General features: G+C 68.3%; 21 protein-coding genes and 1 other annotated feature. Of the genes, 7 read left to right on the top strand and 14 right to left on the bottom strand.

What is annotated here, in order from left to right; all coding sequences use genetic code 11:
• Positions 1–6: 6 nt before the first annotated feature.
• From pnuC to FHW97_RS09390, 7 genes are all read right to left on the bottom strand, one after another.
• On the bottom strand, positions 7–603 hold the full coding sequence (gene pnuC, locus FHW97_RS09420; protein ID WP_171798785.1) for a nicotinamide riboside transporter PnuC: 597 nt from the start codon (positions 601–603) through the stop codon (positions 7–9).
• Positions 600–1,709, bottom strand: a complete 1,110-nt coding sequence (locus tag FHW97_RS09415; protein WP_171798949.1) for a phosphotransferase enzyme family protein — start codon at positions 1,707–1,709, stop codon at positions 600–602. Before FHW97_RS09415 ends, pnuC begins: the two co-directional genes overlap by 4 nt.
• Positions 1,710–1,735: 26 nt before the next feature.
• Positions 1,736–4,072: a TonB-dependent receptor gene (locus FHW97_RS09410; RefSeq protein ID WP_253941701.1), complete on the bottom strand. Its 2,337-nt coding sequence runs from the start codon at positions 4,070–4,072 to the stop codon at positions 1,736–1,738.
• A 102-nt stretch (positions 4,073–4,174) separates the two neighbouring features.
• Positions 4,175–5,203 (bottom strand): ACR3 family arsenite efflux transporter, encoded by a 1,029-nt coding sequence (gene arsB, locus FHW97_RS09405; protein WP_171798784.1) that lies wholly within the window; start codon positions 5,201–5,203, stop codon positions 4,175–4,177.
• A gap of 3 nt (positions 5,204–5,206) precedes the next feature.
• A complete protein-coding gene (arsC, locus tag FHW97_RS09400) occupies positions 5,207–5,635 on the bottom strand; it encodes an arsenate reductase (glutaredoxin) (protein ID WP_168352276.1) in 429 nt (142 codons plus the stop codon).
• 13 nt (positions 5,636–5,648) lie between these two features.
• A complete protein-coding gene (locus FHW97_RS09395; protein WP_169048394.1) occupies positions 5,649–5,981 on the bottom strand; it encodes a helix-turn-helix transcriptional regulator in 333 nt (110 codons plus the stop codon).
• Between the two features lie 46 nt (positions 5,982–6,027).
• Complete coding sequence (locus FHW97_RS09390; RefSeq protein ID WP_171798783.1) at positions 6,028–7,497, bottom strand: SulP family inorganic anion transporter; 1,470 nt, start codon at positions 7,495–7,497, stop codon at positions 6,028–6,030.
• 109 nt (positions 7,498–7,606) lie between these two features.
• Positions 7,607–7,662 (bottom strand) — a sequence feature (sul1 is cis-regulatory element that is thought to sense ions involved in sulfur or methionine metabolism; They are found in Alphaproteobacteria).
• A 155-nt stretch (positions 7,663–7,817) separates the two neighbouring features.
• Here FHW97_RS09390 and nfsB point away from each other — a divergent pair.
• On the top strand, positions 7,818–8,516 hold the full coding sequence (gene nfsB / locus FHW97_RS09385) for an oxygen-insensitive NAD(P)H nitroreductase (RefSeq protein WP_216647726.1): 699 nt from the start codon (positions 7,818–7,820) through the stop codon (positions 8,514–8,516).
• Between the two features lie 106 nt (positions 8,517–8,622).
• A complete protein-coding gene (locus FHW97_RS09380; RefSeq protein ID WP_171798782.1) occupies positions 8,623–11,640 on the top strand; it encodes a sensor histidine kinase in 3,018 nt (1,005 codons plus the stop codon).
• Here the strand turns inward: FHW97_RS09380 and pip are convergent.
• Positions 11,628–12,572: a prolyl aminopeptidase gene (gene pip / locus FHW97_RS09375; RefSeq protein ID WP_054131427.1), complete on the bottom strand. Its 945-nt coding sequence runs from the start codon at positions 12,570–12,572 to the stop codon at positions 11,628–11,630. The genes FHW97_RS09380 and pip overlap by 13 nt on opposite strands.
• A 30-nt stretch (positions 12,573–12,602) precedes the next feature.
• A complete protein-coding gene (locus FHW97_RS09370) occupies positions 12,603–13,865 on the bottom strand; it encodes an MFS transporter (protein ID WP_171793047.1) in 1,263 nt (420 codons plus the stop codon).
• Between the two features lie 109 nt (positions 13,866–13,974).
• Here FHW97_RS09370 and FHW97_RS09365 point away from each other — a divergent pair, with 109 nt between their 5' ends.
• The 4 genes from FHW97_RS09365 (at position 13,975) to FHW97_RS09350 (ending at position 18,124) form a co-directional block, all read left to right on the top strand.
• On the top strand, positions 13,975–14,670 hold the full coding sequence (locus tag FHW97_RS09365) for a TetR/AcrR family transcriptional regulator (RefSeq protein WP_171798781.1): 696 nt from the start codon (positions 13,975–13,977) through the stop codon (positions 14,668–14,670).
• Positions 14,667–15,533: an alpha/beta fold hydrolase gene (locus FHW97_RS09360; RefSeq protein WP_171798780.1), complete on the top strand. Its 867-nt coding sequence runs from the start codon at positions 14,667–14,669 to the stop codon at positions 15,531–15,533. Before FHW97_RS09365 ends, FHW97_RS09360 begins: the two co-directional genes overlap by 4 nt.
• Positions 15,534–15,617: 84 nt before the next feature.
• Positions 15,618–16,865, top strand: coding sequence for an MFS transporter (locus tag FHW97_RS09355; protein ID WP_370525362.1), 1,248 nt, complete (start codon positions 15,618–15,620; stop codon positions 16,863–16,865).
• Between the two features lie 8 nt (positions 16,866–16,873).
• On the top strand, positions 16,874–18,124 hold the full coding sequence (locus tag FHW97_RS09350; RefSeq protein WP_171798779.1) for an arsenic transporter: 1,251 nt from the start codon (positions 16,874–16,876) through the stop codon (positions 18,122–18,124).
• A gap of 1 nt (position 18,125) precedes the next feature.
• Here FHW97_RS09350 and FHW97_RS09345 read toward each other — a convergent pair whose 3' ends face one another.
• From FHW97_RS09345 to FHW97_RS09330, 4 genes are all read right to left on the bottom strand, one after another.
• On the bottom strand, positions 18,126–19,124 hold the full coding sequence (locus FHW97_RS09345) for an alpha/beta hydrolase (protein WP_171798778.1): 999 nt from the start codon (positions 19,122–19,124) through the stop codon (positions 18,126–18,128).
• Between the two features lie 34 nt (positions 19,125–19,158).
• Positions 19,159–21,522 (bottom strand): TonB-dependent receptor, encoded by a 2,364-nt coding sequence (locus tag FHW97_RS09340; RefSeq protein ID WP_171798777.1) that lies wholly within the window; start codon positions 21,520–21,522, stop codon positions 19,159–19,161.
• 205 nt (positions 21,523–21,727) lie between these two features.
• Positions 21,728–22,717: a LacI family DNA-binding transcriptional regulator gene (locus FHW97_RS09335; protein ID WP_062784204.1), complete on the bottom strand. Its 990-nt coding sequence runs from the start codon at positions 22,715–22,717 to the stop codon at positions 21,728–21,730.
• 90 nt (positions 22,718–22,807) lie between these two features.
• The gene (locus tag FHW97_RS09330) at positions 22,808–23,929 is read right to left on the bottom strand and encodes an alpha/beta hydrolase (RefSeq protein ID WP_253941700.1); all 1,122 of its coding nucleotides are present in this window, start codon (positions 23,927–23,929) and stop codon (positions 22,808–22,810) included.
• A gap of 104 nt (positions 23,930–24,033) precedes the next feature.
• Here FHW97_RS09330 and FHW97_RS09325 point away from each other — a divergent pair, with 104 nt between their 5' ends.
• The gene (locus FHW97_RS09325; protein ID WP_171798776.1) at positions 24,034–24,558 is read left to right on the top strand and encodes a DUF3237 domain-containing protein; all 525 of its coding nucleotides are present in this window, start codon (positions 24,034–24,036) and stop codon (positions 24,556–24,558) included.
• Here FHW97_RS09325 and FHW97_RS09320 read toward each other — a convergent pair whose 3' ends face one another.
• Positions 24,559–26,286: a tannase/feruloyl esterase family alpha/beta hydrolase gene (locus FHW97_RS09320; RefSeq protein WP_216647707.1), complete on the bottom strand. Its 1,728-nt coding sequence runs from the start codon at positions 26,284–26,286 to the stop codon at positions 24,559–24,561.
• Between the last annotated feature and the right edge of the window lie 54 nt (positions 26,287–26,340).

Genomic DNA, 26,340 nt, shown 5'->3' with positions numbered 1-26,340 from the left:
TATGGGTTACGAGATTGCCATCTCGCCCGGCATGGCGCCGCGCCGCCATTGCCGCCAGCCCAGCACCGCCAGCACCACCAGCGCGGCATAGAGCCCGGCGGTAAGCCACAGGCCCTTGAACACGAACATGCCGACATAGACGAGATCGGCCGCGATCCACAAAAGCCAGTTTTCCGCGTGGCGCCGCGCCGCCCAGAACTGCGCGACCAGGCTGAAGCTCGACAGCGCGGCATCGATCCACGGCAGCGCGGCATCGGTATAGTGGCTGGTGAACCAGCCGATCGCCACTGCGCCCAGCGCGCCGCAGCCCAACCCGGCCAGCAACGCCAGCGGGCGCAGCGGCACCACGTCCACCGCGTCGCTGGCCCCGGCGGCCGGTGCGCCAGGATGCCGGCTGCGCGCCCAGGCCACCCAGCCATAGATCATGGCCAGGCCGAACAGCGCCTGCAGCACCATGTCGGCATAGAGCTTCACATCGAGGAACAGCTTGAAATAGAGCGCGCAGGCCAGGATGTTGACCGGCCAGCACACCATCATCCGCCGCGCGGTCAGCCATATCCCCAGCAAGCTGACGGCCACGGCCACCAGTTCCAGTGCGCTCATGCTTGATCCTCTTGCGCAATTGCGGAGAGCAGGGCCTGCCCCTCTGCCCCGGCGAACCACGCGGCATGGCCAATGAGATAGCCCTGCCAGGCCAGCGCGGCATCGCCCGGGCGCTGCACCTGCCCGGCGAAATAGTCCACCTCCGCCAGCGCGAATTCGACATGCGCCAAGGGCAAGAGCCGCGCCAGCAGCGCGCGATCGGCCTGGTCGAGCGGCGCTTCCTGGGCATAGCCCGCCACAAGCGCGCGGGCCTGCGCCATTTCGGCAAGGGGTGCGGTCCCCTCCCCCAGTTCCAGCCAGCGCACCACGCTGCGCTCCAGCGCGATCGCCAGGTCGAGCAGGGCAAAGCCGCGATCTGCCAGCCCGAAATCGAGCACGGCAGCCACCGTGCCGCCGCTCGTCCAGGTCAGGTTGGAGGGGTGCCAGTCGTTGTGTGTCCACAGCGTGGGCCGGGTGCGCAGCGCGCTGGCCACGCCGGGCGCATCATGCAGCGCCAGCACGGCGGCCAGTTCATCGCGCCAGGCGCGCCCCGCCGCCCAGCCGGCAAGAGCCGGCCGCGCGGTGACATAGGCGCGCGCCGCCGCCTGCGGATCAGCGCTGCCCAGGATCGTCGCGCTGCTCACCAGTGGCTCGGCCGGGCGCGCCGGGGCGGCATAATCGGCTGCGGCGCGGTGCAGGCGGGCCAGCGCGGCGCCAGCGGCATGGGCCTGGCGATCGTTGAGAAACGGCGTCCACGAGGGCCGATCGCGATAGAGATCGTCGCCCGGCGCCAGGGGATGGGCTTCCCACACCCACTCGCCCGCCGGCAGCACGGTGTGCCCGGCGGCATCGGCCAGCGGGCGCAGCACCGGCTGCCCGCGATCGGCTAGGTGGCGCATGAAGGCATGCTCTGCGCCCAGGCCCGCCACGCTGCGCATGGCGCGGTGATGCCGCTTGAGAAATACCGTGCCATGCTCTGCCTGCGCCAGCGCGGCGGCCGAGAACGGGCGCGGGCTGTGCCACTCCAGGCGCCGCAGTTCACCCCCTTGCGGCAGGCGCGCCAGCACCTGTGCCGCTTCAGCCAGGGTGATCGGCGGCCAGGCCGGCGCTTCCAGCGCCGTGCCCATGCCATGCACGCGGTGTTCGTTCCCGCTCAAAACTGCCGCGCCAGGGTGACCATGAAGGCCCGCCCACTGCCGATGTAATAGCTGGGCGCGGCGCCCGCGATCAGTGTGCCGCCGGTGCCGATGGTGTCGCGCGCCGCCGGGGTTACCGCCTGCACGCCCGACAGCACATGGGGATCGGTCACGTTGATGGCGTTGAGACGCAGATCGGTGCGCTTGCCGTCGAGCCAGCCGGCCAGGTGCACGCCGATCGACAGGTCAAGCGTGGCATAGCCGGGAATGCGCTCGTCATTCATGAACGTGGCGAACTGGGGCCCAAGGTATTTCATCGCGAAACTGCCGAACAGGCGGGTGTCGTCATAGGTGCCGCCCAGGGCAAACTGCCAGGCCGGGCTCGACACCGCAACCTTGCCCGCCGTGGGCAGGAAATCGCCGCCTGCGGGCAGATTGTCCTTGATCCGCGCGCGCAGCCACTCGCCCGAGGCATAGAGGCTCATCCCCGCAAGCGGGCGCCAATCGACTTCGGCATCGACGCCCCAGCTTTCCTGCCGCCCGGCATTGAGCGTGGTGTTGACCATCGCGCCGTTGACGTTGGCCATGGTGGCGACCAGGCGGTTGCGGAAGGCATAGTGGAACCCGGTGGCCGAGGCAGACAGATTGCGCCCCTGCCAGCGCCAGCCCAGCTCCTGCGCCAGCGAATATTCGTTCTTGAGCGCCGTGGTGCCATAGCTGGCGATGCCGCCATAGCCATCATAGGTATCGTAAAGCGTATATTCGTCGGGCGCGCGGAAGTTGGTGGTGATATTGGCAAAGACCTGCTGACGATCGGTAAGCCGCACATGCAGCGCCGCGCGCGGCAGCGCGGCAAAGCTGTCGAAATGCAGGCGGCCCTGGTTGCCGGGCAGGTTGTTGCGCCCGGCGTGGAGCAGGTCCACCCCCTTGAAGCCCAGGTCCAGCGTCACGCGCGGCGACAGGGCCACGCTGTCGGCCAGGAAGAACGCCTTGGCCACAGTGATCGTCTTGGTATCACCGATCGAGAACAGCCGCCCATCGGCGGTGCGTACGGCGTGCTCGTCGCGCGCCCAGCCATCGACCGGATCGCCGTTGGCGCCAAGCGGGGTAAAGCTTTCGACCACGCGGTCGCTGCCATAGTCGATCCACAGCCCGGCCGTCAGCGTGTGGGCGCCGCGCGCCAGGGTCAGCCGCGCGATCTGCCCGGCGCGCATCTGTTCGCCCAGCCAGTTGCCCAGCACGTTGACCGTGCCGCCATTTTCCAGGCCAGCGAGCTTGAGCGGCGCGTCAAGCGCCTGGGTGCCCAGATAAGTACCGGGGTAATAGCCATCGGGCCCGAGCGAGGCGCCATAGGGCGAGTTGCCATAGCCGAACTGGAGATAGCTGGTGGTATCGAGCGTCAGCCCCGTGCCCAGCACCAGATGCACCGGCGCTGCGAAATAGAGGTTGCGGAACGGCTGGCGATAGAGCCGCCAATAGTTGAGATCGCCCGCGCCATAGCTGGCCGACAGGTTGAACCCGCGCCCCTGCGCCTGCCAATCGGCCAGCGTCGGGCTGAGATAGGTGGAATTGCTGGCGTCGTTATAGGAAACCGACAGGCTGGCGGTGTTGCCATTGCCCCATTCGCCGGCGATCTTGGCGTCGATGTGCTGGCGCTTGTCCACGCCCGGCCCGCGCCAGTTGTCGGCGCTGTTGTTGGAATAGGACAGGAACGCGCGCACCGGCGCCTGGCCCAGGTTGCCGCTGTCCACACGCACGAACACGCGGCGTTCGTTGAACGAGCCGAGCGAGGCATCGGCCATGACCCCGAAATCGCGGTGCGGCGCGTCCAGGCTCAAGGCCAGCAACCCGCCCACGGCATTGATCACCGGCGCGGCGATATCGGCCGAGCCCTGGCTCAATTCCACCCGCGCCACATTCTCAGGATCGGCAAACTGCGCCGGATAGGCAAAGTAATAGCCGATGTCGTTCTGCGGCGCGCCTTCCATGGTCACGCCGATGGCATCCTGGCCCAACCCGCGCAGGGTAAGGCTGGACGAGGTGGACAGGCCGAACGGATCGGTGCCGGCCACATTGGCGCCGGGCAGGATGTTGACCAGCTGGAACGCGTTGAACGTGGCGGCCTGCTTTTCGATGAACGCCGCGCCGATCGTGCTGACCGCCTTGGGCGCGTCGGTATCGGGCAGCAGCCCTTCGGGATCGGGATGGCCGATGACGCGGATCGGCCGGGTGCCGTCACCAGTATCAGCATCATTGGCCGCAGCGGCATGGGCAGCGACGGCGGCCGTTCCCGCCATCATCGCCAGCGCCATGGCCGCGCCCCGCATGGCCCGCTTGCGCGTCGTGCCGATCATCCCTGTTACACTTTCTTTTGCCTGCAAAGGGGGCGCGCCTACACCCTTATGCGCGGCGGCGAAAGCATGGCCTTTTGGCGGGGGGCAAGTTTGCCGCAGGGTTCAGGCCGGTGCCTGTTCGTACCAGCCGCGCGTGGCCTTTACCACGTGCACGATCGACAGCATCACCGGCACTTCCACCAGTACGCCCACCACCGTGGCCAGCGCCGCACCCGACTGCAGCCCGAACAGGGAAATCGCGGCCGCCACTGCCAGTTCGAAAAAGTTCGACGCGCCGATCAATGCGGCGGGCGCCGCCACGCACCAGGCCACCCCCATGCGGCGCGACAGCCAATAGGCCAGCGCGGCATTGCCATAGACCTGGATCAGGATCGGCACGGCCAACAGCGCGATCACCACCGGCTGTGCCACGATCGCCTGGCCCTGGAAGCCGAACAGCAGCACCAGCATGGCCAGCAACGCGACCAGCGAAACTGGGCCAAGCGCGGCCAGCAGCCTGCCGAGCGCCGGCTGTCCGCCGCGCGCCAGCACGGCCCGGCGCAACACTTGCGCGGCAATCACCGGCACGACGATATAGAGCACGACCGACAGCAGGAGCGTGGCCCAGGGCACCTGCACCGCCGCCACGCCCAGCAGCAGGCCGACCAGCGGCGCGAACAGGAACACCATGATCACGTCGTTGAGCGCCACTTGCGACAGCGTGTAGGTCGGCTCCCCATCGCAGAGGTTGGACCATACGAAGACCATCGCCGTGCACGGCGCGGCCGCCAGCAGGATCAGCCCGGCGATATAGGATGGCCCCTGCCCGGCCGGCAGCAGCGGCGCGAACAGCCAGCCGATGAACAGCGTGCCCAGCAGCGCCATCGAAAACGGCTTTACCGCCCAGTTGATCAGCAGGGTTACACCCACGCCTTTCCAGTGCTGGCGCACTGCGCCGAGCGCCGCGAAATCGATCTTGAGCAGCATCGGCACGATCATCAACCAGATCAGCCCTGCCACCACCAGGTTGACCTGTGCCAGCTGCGCGGCGGCAATCGCGGCAAACAGCCCGGGCAAGACCTGGCCCAGCGCCACGCCGGCCACGATGCACAGTACCACCCACAGCGAAAGATAGCGTTCGAACGTGCCCATGGTTCAGATCACCCGCAGCCCGGCGGCATCGACCACAACCTCGCCATCTTCCTTGGCAAAGGCGCCCAGCTGCGCATGGGGCAGCAGGTCCAGCACCGCTTCGGACGGGCGGCACAGCTTGACCCCCAGCGGCGAGACTACCAGCGGGCGGTTGATGAGGATGGGATGGGCCATCATCGCATCAATCAGGGCGCTGTCATTCAGCGCGGGATTGTCGAGGCCCAGTTCGGCATAGGGCGTGCCCTTTGCACGCAACAGTTCGCGCGGCGTGATGCCGGCGCGGACGATCAGCTGCGCCAGCAGATCGCGCGCCGGCGGCGTCTTGAGGTATTCGACCACGTGCGGCTCGATCCCGGCATTGCGGATCAGCGCCAGCGTATTGCGCGAGGTGCCGCATTCCGGGTTGTGGTAGATGACAATGTCGACGCTCACGCCGCAGATCCTTTCAGCAACAGGGGGATAGCGCGGCCACCAGCGGCGCGCACAGCGCGGCATTCCCCGCGCAGCAATCGGTGACCAGGAACAGCATCACGGCGCGCAGGCCATCGAGGTCTGCCCGATAGACGATCGTGCGCCCTTGCCGTTCTGACTGCACCAGCCCGGCGCGGGCGAGGATGCCCAGATGCGCCGACATGGTGTTTTGCGGCACGCCGAGCAGGCGGGCGATTGCGCCCGCCGCCAGCCCGGCCGGCTCGTGCCGCACCAGCACGCGAAACACGTCTAGCCGCGTGCCCTGCGCCAAGGCACCCAGCGCCGCTATGGCCGAATCACTATCCATATATCCAGATTAATGGATATGTTTCGCGTTGACCAGTCCCTGTGCGCTAGGAAATCGCCGGCGCCAGGCGATCGACCAGGATGGCGCTGGCCTGGTTCAGCCCGATCAGTTCCACCGCGATGCCATGATGGCGCATCTTGGAAACCACGTCTTCCAGCGCGCCCACGGCGGTGACGTCCCACAAGTGGCTGGCGGTCAGGTCGATCCGCACGCGCCTGGCATCATCGCGCAGGTCAAACCGGTCGGCAAAGATATCCGCGCTGGCAAAGAACACCTGGCCCGTCACGACATAGGTGCGGGTATCGCTGGCCGCGTCATAGCTGTCGCGCACTTCCATCATCCGCGTCACCTTGAAGGCAAAGAACACCCCGCTCAACAGCACGCCCACGGCAACACCGGCGGCAAGATCGTGGGTGGCCACGGTCACCAGCACGGTGGCGACCATGACCACGCCCGAAACCTTGGGATGGCGCGCCAGATCGCGGATCGAGCCCCACGAAAACGTGCTGATCGACACCATGATCATGATCGCCACCAGGGCCGCGACCGGCACTTGCGCCACCCACGGGCGCAGCGGCACCATCACGACGAGCAGGAACACCCCGGCAACCAGCGTGGACAGCCGCCCGCGGCCACCATAGCGCACATTGCCCACCGTCTGGCCGATCATGCCGCACCCGGCAATGCCGCCAAACAGCCCGGCGGCAAGATTGGCCAGGCCCAGGCCGGTGCACTCGCGCGCCTTGCTGCTCGATGTTTCAGTCAGATCATCGACCACGCTGGCAGTCATCATCGATTCGAGCAGGCCCACCGCCGCCATCGCCAGGGCATAGGGCATGACGATGCGCAGCGTTTCCCACGCCATCGGCACGCCGGGCCAGGTCAGCGACGGCAAGGTGGCAGGCAGGCGGCCGAGGTCGGCCACGGTGTGGACCGGCATGGGAAACGCCATGCTGATCGCGGTCAAGGCCACGATGCAGATCAGCGGCGAGGGGATCGCCGTGGTGATGCGCGGCGCCAGATAGATGATCGCCAGGCCAGCCGCGATGAGGGCATAAGTATGCCACGTCACATCGAGCATCTGCGGCACCTGCGCCGAAAAGATCAGGATGGCGAGCGCGTTGACAAAGCCTGTCCGCACCGAACGCGAAACGAAGCGCATCAGCACGTCGAGCTTGAGCAGCCCGAACACGATCTGGAAAACGCCGGCGAGCAGCGTGGCGGCCAGCAGATAGGGCAGGCCATGGGCATGCACCAACGCTGCTGCAACCAGCGCGACAGAGCCTGCCGCGCCCGAAATCATGGCAGGCCGCCCACCGGCAAAGGCAATGACAATGCCGATCACGAACGAGGCGAACAGCCCCACTTCCGGGTCGATCCCGGCGACGAAGGAAAAGGCGATAACCTCTGGAATCAGCGCAAAAGTGCCGACCATGCCGGCAAGGATGTCGCGCCGGGCGCTGGTGGCGCTGTCCCACCATTCGGCGCGATAGCGCGCAAAACTGCTGTTGTTCATGCTGACAAAAAACCGAGGAGGTCGCAACGGGCGAACAGGCGGCCGATCTGGCGGGCAGCAGGGGCTGCCGTCCGCCGGCCACAGGGCTGAATAGCGCCCCGGCGACAAGCATTGTCCGGCGGATTGGCGGCCGGAATAGCCACCCGGGGTTGCACCGGGTCCATGCGATTGGCGCCTCACTATCGCCGCGCGGCGCCCAGGGCAATGCCCTGCGTGCAGAGAAAAAATCATGGCCCGATCTGATCGGGCCTGCCCCAAAGGCCATGGAATATGCCGTGGGCAATACCCATAACGCGGGCTGACACCCGGCCGGGCGCCCGCTGCCCGGCTGCCCAGCCCCAGGAGAATCTCCCCTGTCCGACATTCTTGCCACCGCCCGCCGTCGCCACACGGCGAAGGCCTATGACCCCGCGCGCCGCATCAGCGACGCTGATATGGAAACGCTGGAAAACCTGCTGCGCTTCAGCCCGTCGAGCACCAATTTGCAGCCTTGGCACTTCATCGTGGCCGGCACGGCAGAGGGCAAGGAACGCGTGGCCAAGGCCGCGCAGGAACGCTTTGCCTTCAACGCCAAGGCCATCCGCGATGCCTCGCACGTGGTGGTCTTTGCCAGCCTGATCGATGCCAGCGCCGAACACATCGCCCGCATTACCGCCCAGGAAGAGGCCGATGGCCGCTTTGCCGCCGATCCCGAAGGGATGAAGGCGCGCGCCAATGGCGGACGCATCACCTTTTCGGGCATCCACAAGTTCGACACGCGCGACCAGCAGCACTGGCTGGACAAGCAGGTCTATCTCAATCTCGGGCAGTTCCTGCTGGGCGCGGCCACGCTGGGCATCGATGCCACGCCGATGGAAGGGATCGACACGCGCCTGCTCGATATCGAATTCGGCCTGCGGGACAAGGGCTTCACCAGCCTGTTCGTGGTCGCGCTGGGCTATGCCGACAAGGATGCCGATTACAACGGCCGCCTGCCCAAGTCGCGCCTGCCGATCGAGACCATCATCACCCGCGTCTGAGTGAGCGGGCGGTAAAAGCCTGCGCGCTGGGGCAAGCCCCGGCGCGCAGGCTTTTACACACACCCTTGCGCAAGCGCCCGCGATTGCCGATGGACGGCGACCGGGCATGACACACACGCAAGGCAAACTTCTTCCCCTCTGGCGCGGCGGCGCCGTGGTGCTGTTCGCGCTCTGCGGCCTGGCAGGCCTGGCGGCGTCCGGCGCGGGCGCCCCGCCAGCGACGGTCCAGCCCCACGCGGCCCAGCAGCCCGCACCGCCGCCCGCACCACCGCCGGCTTGGCAGCACCGCAGCTGGACCGCGCGCGATCATGCCCCGCGCTTTGTGCAATCCCTGGCGCAAGACCGCGACGGCTTCCTGTGGGTGGGCAGCGTCGAAGGGCTGTTCCGCTTCGATGGCACCACGTTCGAGGCGGTGCCGCCGCCGCCTGGCCACCCCCGCGCCGCCACCGCCGTCAGCGCGCTGGCCGCCGCGCCCGATGGCAGCATCTGGCTGGGCTATGCCGGGCGCGGCGGCGTGGCGGTCTATCGCGACGGGCGCCTGCACGATGCTGGCCGCCCCGGCGATGCCGCCGAAATCACCAGCATCACGATCGGCCCGGATGGCGAGCCGTGGATCGCGGTGGGCGATGGCGAGCATGCGGTCTATCGCCACACCGCCGGTGGCTGGCAGGCGATGATCGCCCCCACGTTCGACACCAACGAGGCCGAACCGCAGCTGCTTTCGCGCCAGGGGGACATGTGGTTCGTCACCTGGGGCGGGCAGCCGTTCCGCTGGCCGATTGGGCCTGGCCCGTTTCACCCCATGGCGGTGCCGCTCACCGTGTCGGGCGGCGGCGCCATGATGCAGACGCCCGACGATGCGCTCTATCTCATCGATTCCCAAGGTCTGCGCCGCGTGCCGGATCGCGGCGCCGCCGCTCGGCTTGTCGTGCCGGGCACCGCGCTGCCGTCGGCCAACTTCTATCGCGCCGTGGCCGATCCGTTCGGGCGGATCTGGGCCACCACCGCGATCTCGGGCCTGGTGGCGATCTGGCCGCGCAGTGGCGCGGTGGAGCGGATCGGCGAAGAGCAGGGCCTGACCTCTGATCGCGCATCTCCGATCCTGGCTGATCGCGATGGCAATGTCTGGGTGGGGACAGAGCGCGGGCTTGACCGGTTTTCTCCCTCACCGCTGCGCGTGCTGCCGAGTATGGCGCCGCGCGGCGGCAGCGGTCTCTTGGCCACGGCCCAGGGTGGCCGCGTCTATCTTGCCAACGATGCGGCGGTGTACCAGATCGATCCCGGCCAGGCGCCGCGCGCGCTGGCCCAGGTGCCACCGTGGGTCATGGGCCTGTGCGCGGGCGCCAATGGCGATGTCTGGGCGATCAGCCCGGATCATGCCCAGGTGGTGGCCGGGCCGCACCGTGGCCAGACGCTTCCCCTGCCCCGGCACGTGCTGGAAGTGAAGGATTGCGCCGCCGATGCCAGTGGCGCGCTGTGGCTTTCGCCCAGCGGCCTGGGGTTGTTGCACCAGGTGGGGGCACGGCTGGAACCGGTGGCGCTCGACCCCCGGCTCGGCCAGCCGCAAAGCCTGGCCTTCGACCGGCAGGGGCGCCTGGTCATGATCCTCGATCGGCGCACCATCGCCCGGCTCGATAATGGCGCGCTCAGCACCTGGGATGGCAGCAAGATCGGGTTCGAGCGGCCCGGCACGCTCAGCGTGCGCGCTGACGATGTGCTGATAGGCGGCACCACCGGCCTGCTGCGCCTGGATGACAAGGGCGTGCAGATCCTCGACGCGCGCGATCATCCCTGGCTGTTCGATACGCGCGGGGTGGTGTCCACCGCCGCTGGCCAGACCTGGCTGATCGGCTATCACGGCCTGTCGCGGGTCAGCACCGCCGCGCTCACCCAAGCCTTTGCCAACCCGATGCGGCCGATCCCGCACGTCACGTTTGATGATGACGATCGCCGCATTGCCCTGCCCCAATCCGGTTCGGGCGAACAGATCGTGCGCGATGGGCAGGATCGCGTCTTTGCCCTCACCCGCCAAGGCGTGCTTGAAGCATTGCCCTGGGCCAATTCCCTGCCCGAAACCCGCTTTTCGCTGTTCGTGCGCGCGCTGGGCGCCAATGGCCACGAATGGCCAGCGCGGCCAGGCCTGGCGCTGCCGGTGGGGACGACGCAAGTCACCATCCGCTATGGCGTGCTCGATCTTGCCACCCCGGCGCAGCGGCGCTTTCGCGTGCGGCTTGGCGGGCTGGACGATGGCTGGGTGGCCAACGGCACGGCGCAAGACATCTCCTATGCCAACCTGGCGCCCGGCACCTATCGCTTTGACGTGCAGACCACCGACCGTGAGGGCGCCTGGCAGCCGCAGGGCGCGGCGCTGACGTTCACCATTCGCGCGGCATTCTGGCAGACCACCTGGTTTCGCCTCGCCGTCGCCGCGCTCGTGCTGTTCGTGGCCCAGGCGCTCTATCGCCAGCGCACCCGCGTGCTGATCGCGCGCGCCAAGGCCAAGCGCGAGGGCCAGATCGCCGAGCGCGAGCGCATCGCGCGCGAATTGCACGATACCCTGCTGCAAGGGGTGCAGGGCCTGATCCTGCGGTTCCAGGCGGTGGCCGCGCGTGGCGCACTCGATCGCACCACGCGGGCCGAACTCGATGCCGCACTCGAACGCGGCGATGACGTGGTTGCCGCCGCGCGCGACCGCGTGATCGACTTGCGCTCCCCGGCGCCCGATGCCGTCGATCTGGCGCGCGCGCTGGCGCCGCTATGCAGCGATGGCCATGTGCCGCCCGTGATCCTGCGCTGCAGCGGCAAGCCGCGCACGGTGGCGATCGCCGTGGCCGAGGAGTGCGTGGCGATCGCCCACGAAGCGGTGGCCAATGCCCGTCGCCACGCTCAGGCAAAGACCATCACCATCGCCCTGCATCACGGCCGTCGCATGCTCACGCTGCGGATCAGCGACGATGGCGTCGGCTTTACCGGCGCGACGCAAGGCGCGGCGGGCCATTTCGGCCTGATCGGCATGCGTGAACGCGCCGCCACGCTGGGTGCCCGGATCGAAATTCGCAACGGCGCTACCGGCGGCGTGGTGGTGCAGTTGCAGGTGCCCGGCCGCCGCGCCTATCGCGCGTAGCGATCGGTGGCGCGGATCAGCTGATCGAGAATGCCCGGTTCGGAAAAGGCATGGCCGGCCCCTTCGACCAGGTGAAACTCCGCCTCGGGCCAGGCCTGGTGCAGCGCCCAGGCATAGTGCGCCGGGCACGGCATGTCATAGCGGCCATGCACGATCGTGGCGGGGATATGGCGCAGCCGCTCTGCCCCGGCGAGCAGCTGGCCTGGCTCCAGCCAGCAGCCATGCGTGAAATAGTGGGTTTCGATCCGGGCAAAGGCCAGGGCGAAATGGCCATCATCGTGCTGCGCGCTGTTGGCCGCATCGGGCAGCAGGGTGATCGTCTCGCCCTCGTACAGGCTCCATGCCCGCGCAGCGGCAATGCGCTCTTCCATCGGCCCGGTGGTCAGGCGGCGGTGATAGGCGGCCAAAATGTTGCCGCGTTCCTCGGGCGGGATCGGCGCGACAAAGCGGGCATATTTGTCGGGAAACATCTGCGACACGCCGAACTGATAGAACCAGTCCAGCTCTGCCTGGGAACACAGATAGATGCCACGCAGCACCATGGCGCTGACGCGGTCGACATGCGCCTGGGCATAGGCGAGCGCGAGGGTGGAGCCCCACGAGCCGCCGAACACCAGCCACTGCTGCGCGCCGACCATCTCGCGCAGCCGCTCGATATCGGCCACCAAGTGCCAGGTGGTGTTCGCCTCAAGCCCGGCATGGGGAGTGGAGCGGCCACAGCCGCGCTGGTCGAACAGCAGCACGTCATAGCGCGCCGGGTCGAACAGGCGCCGGTGGGTGGGCGAAATGCCACCGCCCGGCCCGCCATGCAGGAACACCGCCGGCGTCGCGCCGGGCGTGCCGCAGCGTTCATAGGCGATGACATGCCCCTCGCCGGTATCGAGCGTGCCGGTTTCATAGGGTTCGATCGGGGGATAGAGCGTGCGCAACATCGGCCTATGTTGCGCCGTGGCGCGGCAAAATCAATCCACCCATTCCCGCGCCAGATGGCGCGCGCCTGCCAGCATCAGCACGGCCGCGAGCAGGTAGAAGCCCAGGCCGATCTGGATCGCCTGGCGAAGCGCATCGTTGCCGAACTGCGGGGTGAGCAGGTCAGACAGCTTGCCGATGGTCAGCGATCCCAGCCCCACGCCGATCAGGTTGTTGATCAGCAGGAACGCGGCAGATGCGGTGGCGCGCATCGGTGCGGGCACAAGGTGCTGCACCGCGGTCAGGATCGGGCCCAGCCAGATATAGACCAGCGCCTGGGGCAACAGGAACAGCCAGAACGCCAGCGCGGCGCTGCCGGCATGGAGCCCGGCCACGAACAGCGGCACCCCGGCCAGGAACGCCAGCGCCGGCACGCGGGCATAGGCGGCGCGGCTGCGCGTGCCCAGCCAATCGGCCAGCACTCCCCCGGCCATGACCCCGGCAGAGCCCCCCACCAGCAGCAGCAGGCCAAAGAACTGCGAGGTTTCGACCAGGCCCAGCGCGAACGAGCGGCGCATCAGCGAGGGCAGCCAGAACGCCAGGCCATAGCCCATCATCGAACACGATGCCGCGCCCAGCGCCAGCAGCCAGAAACTGCGCTTGCGCGCCAGGATCGCCAGAACCGCGCGCATCGCCGGCGCTTCCCCCGCTTGCGGACGGCGCGGATCGCGCACGGCCCAGGCAAACAGCGGGGTGAATGCCAGGCCGGCCAGGCCCACCGCCAGGAACGCCGCGCGCCAGTTCACCGCCGCCGCGACATAGCCACCCAAGAGGATGCCCGCTGCCGATCCCAGCGGGATGCCCAGCGAATAGATCGCCAGTGCGCGTGCCCGCCGCTGCGGCGGAAAGGTATCGGAAATCAGCGCATAGGATGGCGCTACGCCGCCGGCCTCGCCCACCCCCACCCCCAGCCGGCAGGCAAACATCGCCCAAAAGCCCGAAACCATGCCGCACAGCGCGGTAAACGCGCTCCACACCGCCAGCGAGGCCGCAATCACCCGCGTGCGCCCGCGCCGATCGGCCAGCCAGGCCAGCGGCAGACCCATGGTGGAATAGAGCAGGGCAAAGGCAAAGCCGCCCAGCGCGCCGAGCTGGGTGTCGCTCAGGCCCAGATCGGCCTTGATCGGCCCGGCGAGAATGCCCAGGATCTGCCGATCGATGAAATTGAACGTGTAGACCACCAGCAGCATCGCCAGCACGAACGCCGGGCGGCGCAGCAAGGGCAGGCTATCGTGCGATTCTGGCGCAGGTGGCATTCGTCTCTCCCATTGAGCGCGGCATGGGCTTGGCTGTACCTTGCGCTGCCGGCCGGTTCCGGCATACTAGTGAAAAATGAATCACTCTTCAAATTAGAACTGGCTGCTCATGGCTGAAACCCGGACTTCTCCCGCGCCTTCCTCCGCCACGGCGGCACCGCAGCCCGATGCCGCGGCGGCGGCACCAGCGCCCCGCCCGTCCAAGGTGCCCAAGACCGAGCGCGGTCGGCGTACGCTGCGCGCGCTGCTCAATGCGGCGGCCGAAGAGTTTGGCGAAAAGGGCTTTCACGATGCCGCGATCAGCCAGATCACCGCGCGCGCCGGGGTCGCCACCGGCAGCTTCTACGTCTATTTTGACAGCAAGGAAGCGATCTTCCAGGCGCTGGTGCGCGATCTTTCGGGGCAGGTGAAGGATTTCGTCGGCCCCAGCATTGCCGCCGCGCCCAACCAGCTTGCCGCCGAAAGCGCCGGCCAGCTCGCCTATCTGAACTTCGTGCGCCAGCACAAGGAGATCTACCGGATCATCGATGAATCCGAATTCGTCGATCCGGCCGCCTATCGCGAACACTATACCAATTCGGCCGCGCGCATCGCCGCCCGGCTGGAAGCGGCCGCCCAGCGCGGCGAGATCAGCGCCGGCGACAGCGAGGTGCGCGCCTGGGCGATCATGGGCATGAACGTGTTCCTGGGCCTGCGCTTTGGCGTGTGGGGCGATGAGGCACCCGAAGGCGTGGTGCAGGAAGCCGGCCGCCTGCTGGCCCATGGCCTGTCATCGCCAAGTGCCAACGCGGAGGAACCCGCGTGACGGGTCTTGCACCGTTCGCCCTGCGCCAATGGACATCGCCCGATGGGCTGGCGCTGTCGAGCCGGGATTACCCTGCAGCGCCCGGCCCGGCGCGGCTGCCGGTGGTGTGCCTGCACGGCCTGACGCGCAATTCCCGCGATTTCGAGGCGCTGGCCCCATGGCTCGCCGCGCGCGGGCGGCGCGTGCTGGCGCTCGACATGCGCGGGCGCGGGCTTTCAGCGCGCGATCCGGCGCAGCGCTATGACGTGGACACTTATGTGGCCGATGTCTGCGCCCTGCTCGATGACCTGGGCATTGCCCGCGCGGTGTTCATCGGCACGTCGATGGGGGGGCTGATCACGGTGGCCCTCGCCACCCACGCCCCCGCCCGCGTCGCGGCCGCCGTCATCAACGATATCGGCCCGCAACTGTCTCCGCGCGGCCTAGCGCGCATCGCCGGCTATGTCGGCAAGGGTGGCGCGATCGCCACGTGGGACGATGCGGCCAAGGCCTGCGCCACGCTCAACGCCGATGTCTTTCCCCACTATGGCGCGGCAGACTGGCTGGCCATGGCCCGCCGCCTGTTCCGCGAAGAGGACGGCGCGATCGTGGCGGATTACGATCCCGCCATCGCCCAGGCCTTTGGCAAAATCGTGGCCGATCCCGATCCCTGGGGCAAATGGCATGCCTTTGCCCAGGATCGCCCGGTCCTGCTGCTGCGCGGCACGGCCACCGATCTGCTGGATGAAGCCGTGGCCCAGGCCATGGTTGCGGGCAAGCCGCGGGCCCGGCTCGCCGCCATTGCCGGCATCGGCCACGCCCCGATGATGGACGAGCCAGACAGCCTCGCCGCGCTCGACGCCTTCTTCGCCACCCTGCCCTAAGCCGCACCCCATGCCCCCATTGCCAGGGAAACATCCCGCCACGGCAGAGTTCACCAGCCAAAGCGGGTTCAAAGGGTTAAGGGCGTGGGCGCAGCAGCAACGGACAATGCCGATCGGCGGCGCGCAACCCGCGCCCTGCAGGCGCTCAATTTCTTCATGGCCGATATGCAGGCCGGCATTGGCCCGTTCCTGGGCGTGTTCCTGCAGCAGCGCGGCTGGCAGACCGGACCTATCGGCACGGTGATGACCGCCGGCGGCATTGCCGGCATGGCGATGACCGTGCCGGCCGGCGCCTTTATCGATCACACCGCGCACAAGCGCTGGGTGGTGGTGATCACCGGCATCTGCACCGTGCTCGCCTCGTTCCTGCTCTTGTGGTCGCAGGCGTTCCTGGTTGTCGCCGGCAGCCAGGTCGCCACCGCGATTGCCGGCGCGGCGATCGGCCCGGCCGTGGCCGGGATTACCCTGGGCGTGGTGCGGCAACGCGGCTTCAACGCGCAGAATGGCCGCAACCAGGCGTGGAACCATGCCGGCAATCTGGTCGGCGCCGGGCTGTCGGGCTGGCTTGGCTGGCGCTTTGGCATGCCGGCGATCTTCTTCCTGGCGGCAGCGTTCGGCGTCATGGCGATCACCGCCGTGCTCTCCATCCCCGAACGCGCGATCGATCACCGCGCCGCGCGCGGGCTGGAGCCGGAACACCAGGCCACTGCCGATGGCCAGGCCGAAGGCTTTCGCGAACTGCTTGCCAACAAGCCGCTGCTGATCCTCGCCGCCGCGCTCGCCTGCTTCCACCTCGGCAACGGGGCGATGCTGCCGCTTTATGGCATGGCGGTGGTGGGCATGGGCAAGGGCGATCCGGCCATGTTCACCGCCACCACGGTGATGGTCGCCCAGGCGGTGATGATCGTGGCCAGCCTCGCGGCGATGAAGCTGGCGCATCAGCGCGGCTATTGGCTGGTGCTGCTGGTGTCGTTCGCGGCGCTGCCGCTGCGCGGGCTGCTTGCCGGCGCCTTTATCGAACACTGGGGCGTGTGGCCGGTCCAGGCGCTCGACGGCATTGGCGCCGGCCTGCAAAGCGTGGCCGTGCCCGGCCTGATCGCCTGCCTGCTCGATGGCACGGGCCGCGTCAACGTGGGCCAGGGTGCGGTGATGACCGTGCAGGGCGTGGGCGCCAGCCTGTCTCCCGCGATCGGCGGGTGGCTGGCGCAGATGCTGGGCTATCACGCCACGTTCTTCATCCTCGGCGGCTTTGCCCTCGCCAGCCTGGCACTGTGGATAGGTTTTGCTGGCACGCTGCGCCCGGCTTGCGCGGCCGGCGCCGGGCGGCCATGACGGCGCCGATGCCAACTGCCACCGGCGCCATCTGGGCGATCGCCAGCCTTGCCACCGCCGGCGTGATCGCGCGCCCGATGCGCTGGCCCGAATGGATCTGGGCCGCCAGCGGCGCCGCATTGCTGGTGCTGACCGGACTGATGCCGCTGCCTGCCGCCGGCGCCGCCGTGGCCAAGGGGCTCGACGTCTATCTGTTCCTGACCGGCATGATGCTGCTGAGCGAGGCGGCGCGCCAGCACGGCGTGTTTGACTGGGTCGCCGCTGCCGCCGTCAACCACGCCGGCGGATCGCGCGCGCGGCTGTTCACGCTGGTCTATGCCACTGGCGCGGTGGTCACCGTGTTCCTGTCCAACGATGCCACCGCCGTGGTGCTGACCCCGGCGGTCTTTGCCGTGGCGCGCAAGGCGCGGGCAGAGCCTTTGCCGCTGCTGTTTGCCTGCGCGCTGATCGCCAATGCCGCCAGCTTCGTACTGCCCATCTCCAACCCCGCCAACCTCGTGCTCTATGGCGGGCACATGCCGCCGCTGGGGCCGTGGCTGGCGGCCTTTGCCCTGCCCTCGCTGGCGGCGATCGGCGCCACTTATGCCGTGCTGCGCTGGTATTTCCGCCGCGATCTGGCGGGCACTTGCGCCGCCGTGGTGGAGCGGCCCGCCCTGTCGCGCGCGGGCAAGGCGGCGGTGCTGGCCATTGTGCTGACCGCCGGCGTGCTGCTCGCCGCCTCGGCGCTCGATCGCCCGCTGGGCCTGCCGACGGCCGTGGCGGGCCTCGCCTGCGCCATCGGCGTATCGCTGTTCGCGCGGCAATCGCCGTTGGGCCTGGCGCGCCACGTGTCCTGGGGCGTGCTGCCGCTGGTGGCGGGCCTGTTCGTGGTGGTAGAGGCGGTGGACCGCACCGGCGCGATCGGCGCCTTGGCGCGGATGCTGGCGCAGGCCACGGCCCAGCCGGCAACGACGGCGCTGGCCGCCGGCACGGTTCTGGCGTTTGTCTGCAACATCATGAACAACCTGCCCGCCGGGCTGGTCGCGGCCGGAACGGTGGCGCTGGCGCATCCGCTGCGCGTGGTCGTCGATGCCCTGCTGATCGGTGTCGATCTTGGGCCGAACCTGTCGATCACCGGCTCGCTCGCCACGATCCTGTGGCTGCAGGTGATCCGGCGCGAAGGCGAAGACGTGGGCTTTGCCACGTTCTTCAAGCTGGGCCTGATCGCGATGCCGCCCGCCCTCGCCCTCGCGCTGCTGTGCCGGGTATTCCTGGCCTAGCCTAGCCCAGCTGGCGGTCCAGCCAGCTTGCAGTCAGGTTGGTCCACTGCCCGGCCGGCGCATTGGCCGGGCCGGTGCCAAAGCCGTGGCCGCCTTCCTCAAAGAAATGCGCTTCCACCGGGCGGTGGGCAGCCTGCATAGCCTCGATGAACTGCGTGCTGTTTTGCCACGGCACGGCCGGATCATCGAACGCATGCGCCAGCATCACCGGCGGCGTCTGCGCGCCGACATGGCGCGCCGGCGATCGCCGCGCGATCAGCGCCGCATCGGGATGATCGCCCAGCAAGCGGCTGCACGAATACGCGTGGGTATAGGGCGGCTCCATCGCGATCACCGGATAGACCAGCACGCCGCAGGCCGGCCGTGCATCCAGACGATCGATCGCATCGCCCGGCGCGAACAAGGCCTCGTCATACCCGGTCAGCAGCGAGGCGGCGAGATGGCCACCAGCGGAAAAGCCGATCGCCGCCACCTGCGCCGGATCAAACCCGTGCGTGCCGGCCAAGGCGCGGATCTGCCGCATCGCGCGCTGGGCATCGGCCAGCGGCACATCGGCGCGCGGGGTCCAGCCTTCGCCGGGCAGGCGATAGACCAGCACGAACACGGTATAGCCCAGCGCGGTAAACCGCGCGGCCACGTCCACCCCTTCGTTGCGCACCGAAACGAAGGTATAGGCGCCGCCCGGAATGACCAGCAGCGCGCGGCCATTGCCGTGTTGCGGACGGAACACGCGCAGTTCCGGCGCGGCCACGTCGGTCACCAACGTGGCGGCCAGATCGGCCGCGCGCGCCACCGGGTGAAAGGTTCCACCCGGCGCCACGCGCCCCTGCCACAGCGGCACGGCCTCTGCCGCCTGCCACGCCGGCGGCAGGGCGCTCGCCCCGATCGGGGTTTGCAGCGGCGCGCGCGCATGGCCCGCCGCGGCATCGGCAAACGAACCGGCCATCATGGCGCCCCCCAACAGGCCCAGCATGCCCCGCCGGTTGATTGCATGGTCCATCGCCCTTCCCTTCGCACGTTCGCGCTTTCCAGCGTCAATACTTGAAGCCGATGCGAATGCCATAGGTGCGCGGCGGCGCATAGCTTGCCGTGGTCGAACTCCACACCGGCGTCACCAGCGTGGGAATGCGGCGATCTTCCAGATTGTTGACGAACAGGTTGACATAGGCGTGGCCGCTGGCCTCGTCGAACTGCAGGTTGAGGTCGGTCTTGGTATAGCCATCGATCAGGCCCTGCGCGATGTTCTGCGCCGTGGCATAGCTGTGGGTCTGGTAATAGAAATCCACCGCCGGCGTGATCTTGGCGCCAGAGGCAAATGTGAACGTGTGGCCATAGCTGGCGCGCGCGCTGAACGTCGGGGCATTGGGCAGGCGCTTGCCGGTGTTGTCGGTCGTGGCGGCATTGATTGGCGCATAGCCCAGGAGCGGCGCAAAGATGTTGTACATCGTATCGGCATAGAGCAGCCCATCGGGCGTATTGGCAAAGCTGCGGAACTTGGCGTCCATCAGCGAGATATAGCCCGAGAAGCGATCGGCCGAGGTCGGCCGGAACGTGGTTTCCAGCTCCAGCCCGCGAATGCGCGCCTTGGCGGCATTGGTCGTCACCGCGATCGGCCCCTGCACCGGATCGACGATGATCGTCGAAACCTGCAGGTCGCGATAGTCCATCTGATAGGCGGTAAGGCCCACGAACAGGCGGTTGTTGAGCAGGTTGGCGCGCAGGCCCGCTTCATAGTTGGTCACGGTTTCAGGCGCATACTGGCGGAACGCAGCGGGGTTGGTGCTGGCCTGCAGGCCACCGCCGCGATAGCCGGTCGATACCGAGGCATAGCCGATCACGTCAGGCGTGATGTCGGCATCGAAGCCGATCTTCCAGTTCACCTTGCTGAACTTGGCCGCCGGACGGTTGCTGTCGTCGGTATAGGCGAGGGCAAAGGTCGGGCAGGTGGTGCCGCTGATATTGGCGCGCGTCACCGTGTCGCCCTGGCAGACCAATTGCTGCTCGCGCGAAAACACCTTGTCCCAGGTCGAACGCAGGCCCAGGTTGATGCGCAGGCCCGATACCGGCTTGAGCGTCGCCTGGCCGAACAGCGCCTTGGAACGGCTGCCCGTGCCGGAATAGGTGTTGACCACGTCCACCGCGCTGATCGTGGAAATCTGGTTGCCGGTGCCGGCCACCTTGGCGCCAAAGATGTTGTACACGCTGTTGAACGGTGCCGGCGCGGTGTTGCCGGCGTGCAGCAGGCGCTGGCCCGAGGGCTGCTTGTCTTCCGAGATATAGGCGCCGGCAACCAGCTTGATCGGCCCGCTTTCATAGTTCACGTCAAGTTCGTGCGACCAGGTCTGCATGCGCTGGTTGATGTATTCCTGCGAGAATACGCCGCTGGTTGCGGTCACGCCGTTGTTCTTGAGTTCGGAATAGCCAGCCAGCCAGGTCAGCGTCAGCGCGCCCGATGCGCGCCACACCATCTTCGAGCGCACGTCATAGCTTTTGACCGCCTGGCGATTGTTGGTCACCAGATCGAGGCCGGGATTGACCGCATCGCTCGGCACGATCACGCCCTGGCCAAACGTGCCGGCCTTGAGATCGGCATTGGGGTAATAGGTGTAGTTGCGCAGATAGACCGCCGGCACGGTGCTGTTGTTCTCGCCATAGGCGCCCGAAACGCGCCAGCTCAGGTTGGGCGTGATATCCCACTTGGCAGTGACACGCACGGCCGACAGATCGGTCTTGTCAAAGCGGTCGGTCTTGAACTGCGGGCCATAGCCGTCGTTGATCTGGTGGAAGGCGGCAATGCGGATGCCGAACGTATCGGCAATCGGCAGGTCGATCGCCGCCTGGGCGCGGATATCGTTGAAGCGGCCATATTGCACACTGGCGCTGCCACCCAGGTTGCGCCCCGGATCAGCGGTATTGATGTTGACGACGCCGGCCGTGGCATTGCGGCCATAAACCGTGCCCTGCGGCCCGCGCAGCACTTCGATCGAGGCCACGTCGAACACCGCCATGGTCAGCGCGGCGGAAAACGGATTGTAGATGCCGTCGATCTGCGTGGCGACGGTGGAATAGCCGCTGAAGCCGTTGTTGCTGCCGATGCCGCGAATGGCAAAGCCGTTCTGCGACAGCTTGAGCGAAGGCACCGTGGTGGCCAGCTGTTCGCCCGTGGTCAGCCCTTGGCGATCGAGCAGGCCCTGCGCCACCACGCTGACGGCGATCGGCGCCTTGCTGATGCGCTCGCTGCTCTTTTGCGCGGTAACGACGATTTCGGCGGGTGGCGTATCGGCCACTGCCTCGGGCGCGGCCTGCGGGGCGGCTTCCTGCGCCAAGGCGGTGGTGGGCGCCGTCAGGGCCAAAGCCAGGATGCCGGCCGAGCCGAGCAGGATGGTGCGATGGATCATGTGTCTCTCTCCCTGGTTGGATCGGCGCTGCACCGGCCGGGCCGGCGCGTGGTCGTCCGCGATTCGACGCTACGCCTACGCCATCATTTTCGTTTGCGCAATCGATTGCGCATCGATGCGCAAAAATTGCCTTGGCCGCCTTGGCGGGTGTCTCACGCTGTCACATTGGCTGTTTTCAGGTGGGCTGTCGTCAGGTGGCTTGCGCTCAGGTTGACTGGCGCACCAGCAGGCGCGGCTCGATCCGCACCGAGGGCGCGTCTTCGCCGGCAATGCGCCGCATCAACAGATCGACCATGATCCGCGCCCCTTCGCGCAAGTGCTGGTCGATCGTGGTGAGCGCGGGCACGAGATGCCCGGCGATCGGCAGCCCGTCATAGCCGATGACCTTGATCGTGCCTGGCACGTCGCAGCCCATTTCGGCCAGCGCCTTGAGCATGCTGGCGGCGGTCACGTCGGCGCCGGCAACGATGCCATCGGGCATGCTGTCGAGCGCGCCCAGGTGCTTGGCCAGATCGCGATAGGCGGCATCGGGCTCGAAGTGCGAGGGCAGTTCCACCGGCGGCGGCAGGCCGGCAGCAGCCAGCGCGGCGCGCACCCCGGCCAGGCGCTCGCCAAATTCCACCCCCAGCCCCGGCCCGGCAAAGGCCAGCAGGCGGCACCCCCGCGCGATCAGGTGTTCGGCGGCCATCTGCCCGCCGCGAAAATTGTCCGATCCCACCGCGCAATGGCGCTGCCCCGGCATCTGCCCGCCCCACACCACCATCGGGCGATAGCGGCGGGCCATGCTTTCGATCACATGGTATTGATCCGATTGACCGATCACCAGAATGCCATCGACCCGGCCGGTGCCGATGTAACGATCCAGCCAGCGCTCATCATCGGGCAGCACGCGCGAGAGCAGCAGGTCATAGCCATGCTCGACCAGGGCATCGGCGAGGAAGCCGATCATCGTGTTGAAGAACGGGTCAGACAGGTGCTGCAACGCATCGTGGCCCATCGGCACCACCACGCCCACCGTCATTGTGCGCTGGGTGCGCAGGTTGCGAGCGATCGCGTTGGGCTGATAGCCCAGCTTTTCCGCCAGGGCGACGATCCGGCTGGTGGTCTCTTCGCTGACCCGGCCCGTCCCGCTCAGCGCGCGGGATGCGGTTGCGGTGGAAACCCCTGCCAGTTCAGCAAATTGCTTGAGATTCATGTGGTCCGTTTCATCGTATCGCCGCTGCCGCCGGCACCATGACGCGGCGGCTATCCCACGGCAAGGCCATGCCTGTGCGCAGGCGGGCGCCTATCCCGCCGGCTGGCCAAACGCGCGGCGCAAGGCCGCCAGCCGCGCCGCAATCAACCGGCGCGAGGGCGATGCATCGGGCACCACGCGGTCAAACCCGTGATAGGCGCCGGGGATCACCAGCAGTTCGGTCGGCACGCCGGCATCGGTCAGGCGCCGGGCATAAGTGATGTCTTCATCCACGAACAGATCGATCCCACCCACCGCGATGAACGCTGGCGCCAGGCCGGCCAGGCGCGCGCAGCGGGCCGGCACCCCGGCGGCCGGCACCGCGCGCGACCCCGGCGTGGCGCCCAGAAAACTCTCCCAGCCAAAGCGATTGGCCTGCGCGTCCCAGCCCAGCTTGCCGATGCCGGGCGGCGGCATCACCGTGCTGCCGGTGCGATCATCGAGCATGGGATAGGTCAGCACTTGCAAGACCAGCGGCACCTCGCCCCGGTCGCGCGCCTGGATCGCCAGCAGGGCGGCATGGCCGCCGCCGGCGCTTTCGCCCATCACTGCCAGGCGCCGCCGATCGACGCCCAGCGCCTCGGCCTGGTCATGCAGCCAGCGCAGCCCGGCATAGGTTTCCGCCACCGATCGGGTAAACCGTGCCTCGGGCGCCAGGGTGTATTCCACCGAGACGATCACGCAATCGAGCGCGTGGGCAAAATCCTGCAGATAGCCGCGCTCGGCCAGGGCCGAACCGGCCACGAAACCGCCGCCATGGGTGTGCAGGATTGCCGGGCGCGGGCCACCGCTGGCCCGGCCGCCGGCCCCGGTGCCGGCATTGATCACCTGTACCGTCACGTCGGGAATGCCTGGACCCACCGCGATCTTGCGCGCCTCCACCGGCACATCGGCGCGCAGCGGCCCGGCCATCGCCGCCCCGCCCCCCCGCAGGATCGGCAGCCGCGCGGTGGTCAGCGGGGAAAGCTTGGCCCCCATGGCCAGGACAGTGGCAGCGCCAGCGCGCAGTTCGGGATCGACGCCGGCCAGTGGATCGGCGGCAGCTGCGCTGGCAAAGTCCAGCCCGCCGATGCCCAGGCTGCTCAGGCCCACGCCGCCCAGGCCCATTCCACCCAGGCCAACCCCCAGCGCCACGCCACCCCGGCGCAAGACCGACCGTCTGTTGATCATCATCGTCTCCCTCGCCGTCGCGGCCATGCCATCTTGCATAAGGCGGCTATTTGCACAATCGTTTACTCAATCGCACAACAGCGCCATCCTGAAAGGCCCACCACCCGATGTTCGCAGCCCTGTTACCACGCCTTGCCGCCCCGGCGCTGGCCCTTCTCGCCGCGCTACCCGCCGTGGTCCATGCCGATGCGCCCATGGCACCGCCCCCCGTGCTGGAGCCGGCGTTCCGCGCCCATGTCCTGTTGGGCGAAAGCCTTGACGTGGGCCAGACGCCGCGCGGCGGGCGCAGCCTGGTGCGCATTACCGGGGGCACGGTCGATGGGCCCATGCTGCACGGCGTGGTGCTGCCCGGTGGGTGGGACTGGCAGTTGCACGGCGCGGGCGGCTGCATCGAACTGCATGCCGACTATATGCTCAAGGCCGCCGACGGGGCCGTGATCAACGTGGTCAACCACGCCAAGGCCTGCCCCGGCCCCCACGGCGAAAAGCCACAGATGGTGGGCATGCCGATGTTCGAGGCGCCGCTCGGCCCGCAAGGCTGGCTCAACAGCGGCGCCTATGTCGCCACGGTCACGGGCGGCAATGACCCGGCCCACCCGGCTGTCGACATCGCCGTCTACAAGGTGCGCTGATCAGCGGCGGGCGGTCTTGGGTGGCATGGCGCAGGCCGTCACGCCGCCCTTGGTCCTGGCCACCAGCGGATAGCGGCACAGCGGCCGCTCCCGCCCGGGCCAGGGCGTGGCCGGGCCGGCCTTGGCCGCCAGCGCTTCGGGCGCCTTGCCCTGCTCCACCCAATCGACCAGCGCGCGCAACGCGTCATAGCGATCGGTGGCCGGGCCACCGGCGCAATGCGCCATGCCCGGCACCGGAAACACCCGGGCATAGCCGGCCGCACGCCCGCCACTGTGGCGATCGAGCGCGCGCCACCAGCCCAGCGTATCGTTGAGCGAAAAGACCGGATCGGATGCGCCATGTGGCACGATCAGGCGGCCGCCGCGCGCCTGGAAGCGATCGAGATCGGGCACATGCGCGCCCACGTCCTGCCAGGCAGAGCGCGGCCAGCCCGGCGCGGTGGCGGTCACCGCCGCGGCATCGCGCGCCGGATCAAACGCCAGTTGCGCGGCCAGGATGGCATCGGGCGCCAGCGGCACATTGCCCGGCGGCGTGGCAAACAGCACCACGCGCGATGGCCCGCCCAGCACGACATTGAGCGCCGGCACGCGCCCATCCGGGCTGCCGGTCATCCAGATACGCCAGCCTGGATCGAACCAGCCGGCATCCCAGCCAAAGCCGGGATAGATCTGCCGCCCGGCGCCATCGCTCACCCCGTCGTGGATCTGCTCCAGCGCGGTGACCTGGGCCGGGCTGAGGCCCGCAGCACGCAATTGCGGCACCACCAGCGCGCTGGTGCAGCGCGCGCCATCGGCGACGATGCCATCCTTGGCACCGTCCAGCCCGTCGCACGCGGCCAGGATCGCCTGGCGTACGCGCGTGCCGTCTTCCACGGAAAAGGCGCGGGCGAGGTTTGCCACGGTGGGCGCGTCGCCGCGCGCGGCCAGCACGCCGCCCATTGCCTTGGTATTCCACGCCTCTGCCAGGGCGGCGCGCGGCAGGGCAAAGCCCGGCGCCGCAGCGACGATGCCGTTGTAGAGATCGGGCTCCTGCTGGGCCAGGACCATGCCTTCCTGCCCGCCCTTGGAACAGCCATAGAAATAGCTGAAGCGCGGATTGCGCCCGTAATAGGCCGCAACCAGCGCCTTGGCCGCCAGAGTCACCGGGCGCAGCGAAGCGCCGCCGTAATCGGCGCGGGCCTGGGGATCATGGGCAAAAGCCACCATGCCGCCGCGCGCGGGATCGGTGTTGGTGGCATTGTCATGCCCTGAATCCTGCGCCAGCACGGCAAAACCCTGGGCAAGCGCCGGTGCCTGGTCCATGCTGACCTTGCCGATCGCATCGCCCACCGTGCCGTTGGTGCCGCCCCCGCCCTGCATCAGGAAGCGCCCGTTCCAATCGCTGGGCAGGCGCAGGCGGAAGCGGATGGCATAGGCCTGGGCATCGACGCCACGGCGTTCGTGCATCACGCCTTCGACCTCGCAATGGGCCGGCAGCACGGCCTGGGTGGGCGGGGCATCGGGCTGGCCCACCAGCGGCACGGCATAGCCGGCCGGGCGCCAGGTCGCCGCCACGATCCGCGTGCCGGCCTCGGGCCAGGCAACATGGCCCGCCTGCGTCAGGGCGGCGCAGCTATCACTGCCCAGCGGCGCCGGTGCAGCCGCGGCGGCATGGGCCAGCGGGGTGAACGCGAAAACCGACATGCCGGCCAGCAAGCCGCCAAGACAACGCAGGGACACGCGCATCATTACCTCTTCCCGCCCGATCGGGGCCTTGTCATATCGTAATGACACATAGCAGTT

The sequence above is a fragment of the Novosphingobium sp. SG754 genome, from assembly GCF_013149315.1.
Taxonomy (GTDB): domain Bacteria; phylum Pseudomonadota; class Alphaproteobacteria; order Sphingomonadales; family Sphingomonadaceae; genus Novosphingobium; species Novosphingobium capsulatum.
This window is presented reverse-complemented; position numbering and strand designations above follow the sequence as displayed.

Bases quoted from the DNA above. Each gene is read 5' to 3' on its own strand.
- FHW97_RS09320 (WP_216647707.1), bottom strand. From the start codon at position 26,286: ATGATGCGCGTGTCCCTGCGTTGTCTTGGCGGCTTGCTGGCCGGCATG.
- FHW97_RS09340 (WP_171798777.1), bottom strand. From the start codon at position 21,522: ATGATCCATCGCACCATCCTGCTCGGCTCGGCCGGCATCCTGGCTTTG.
- FHW97_RS09350 (WP_171798779.1), top strand. From the start codon at position 16,874: ATGCCAACTGCCACCGGCGCCATCTGGGCGATCGCCAGCCTTGCCACC.
- FHW97_RS09380 (WP_171798782.1), top strand. From the start codon at position 8,623: ATGACACACACGCAAGGCAAACTTCTTCCCCTCTGGCGCGGCGGCGCC.
- FHW97_RS09345 (WP_171798778.1), bottom strand. From the start codon at position 19,124: ATGGACCATGCAATCAACCGGCGGGGCATGCTGGGCCTGTTGGGGGGC.
- pip (WP_054131427.1), bottom strand. From the start codon at position 12,572: ATGTTGCGCACGCTCTATCCCCCGATCGAACCCTATGAAACCGGCACG.
- FHW97_RS09365 (WP_171798781.1), top strand. From the start codon at position 13,975: ATGGCTGAAACCCGGACTTCTCCCGCGCCTTCCTCCGCCACGGCGGCA.
- pnuC (WP_171798785.1), bottom strand. From the start codon at position 603: ATGAGCGCACTGGAACTGGTGGCCGTGGCCGTCAGCTTGCTGGGGATA.
- FHW97_RS09415 (WP_171798949.1), bottom strand. From the start codon at position 1,709: ATGGGCACGGCGCTGGAAGCGCCGGCCTGGCCGCCGATCACCCTGGCT.
- FHW97_RS09395 (WP_169048394.1), bottom strand. From the start codon at position 5,981: ATGGATAGTGATTCGGCCATAGCGGCGCTGGGTGCCTTGGCGCAGGGC.
- FHW97_RS09370 (WP_171793047.1), bottom strand. From the start codon at position 13,865: ATGCCACCTGCGCCAGAATCGCACGATAGCCTGCCCTTGCTGCGCCGC.
- arsB (WP_171798784.1), bottom strand. From the start codon at position 5,203: ATGGGCACGTTCGAACGCTATCTTTCGCTGTGGGTGGTACTGTGCATC.
- FHW97_RS09325 (WP_171798776.1), top strand. From the start codon at position 24,034: ATGTTCGCAGCCCTGTTACCACGCCTTGCCGCCCCGGCGCTGGCCCTT.
- FHW97_RS09335 (WP_062784204.1), bottom strand. From the start codon at position 22,717: ATGAATCTCAAGCAATTTGCTGAACTGGCAGGGGTTTCCACCGCAACC.
- FHW97_RS09390 (WP_171798783.1), bottom strand. From the start codon at position 7,497: ATGAACAACAGCAGTTTTGCGCGCTATCGCGCCGAATGGTGGGACAGC.
- FHW97_RS09410 (WP_253941701.1), bottom strand. From the start codon at position 4,072: ATGATCGGCACGACGCGCAAGCGGGCCATGCGGGGCGCGGCCATGGCG.
- FHW97_RS09330 (WP_253941700.1), bottom strand. From the start codon at position 23,929: ATGATGATCAACAGACGGTCGGTCTTGCGCCGGGGTGGCGTGGCGCTG.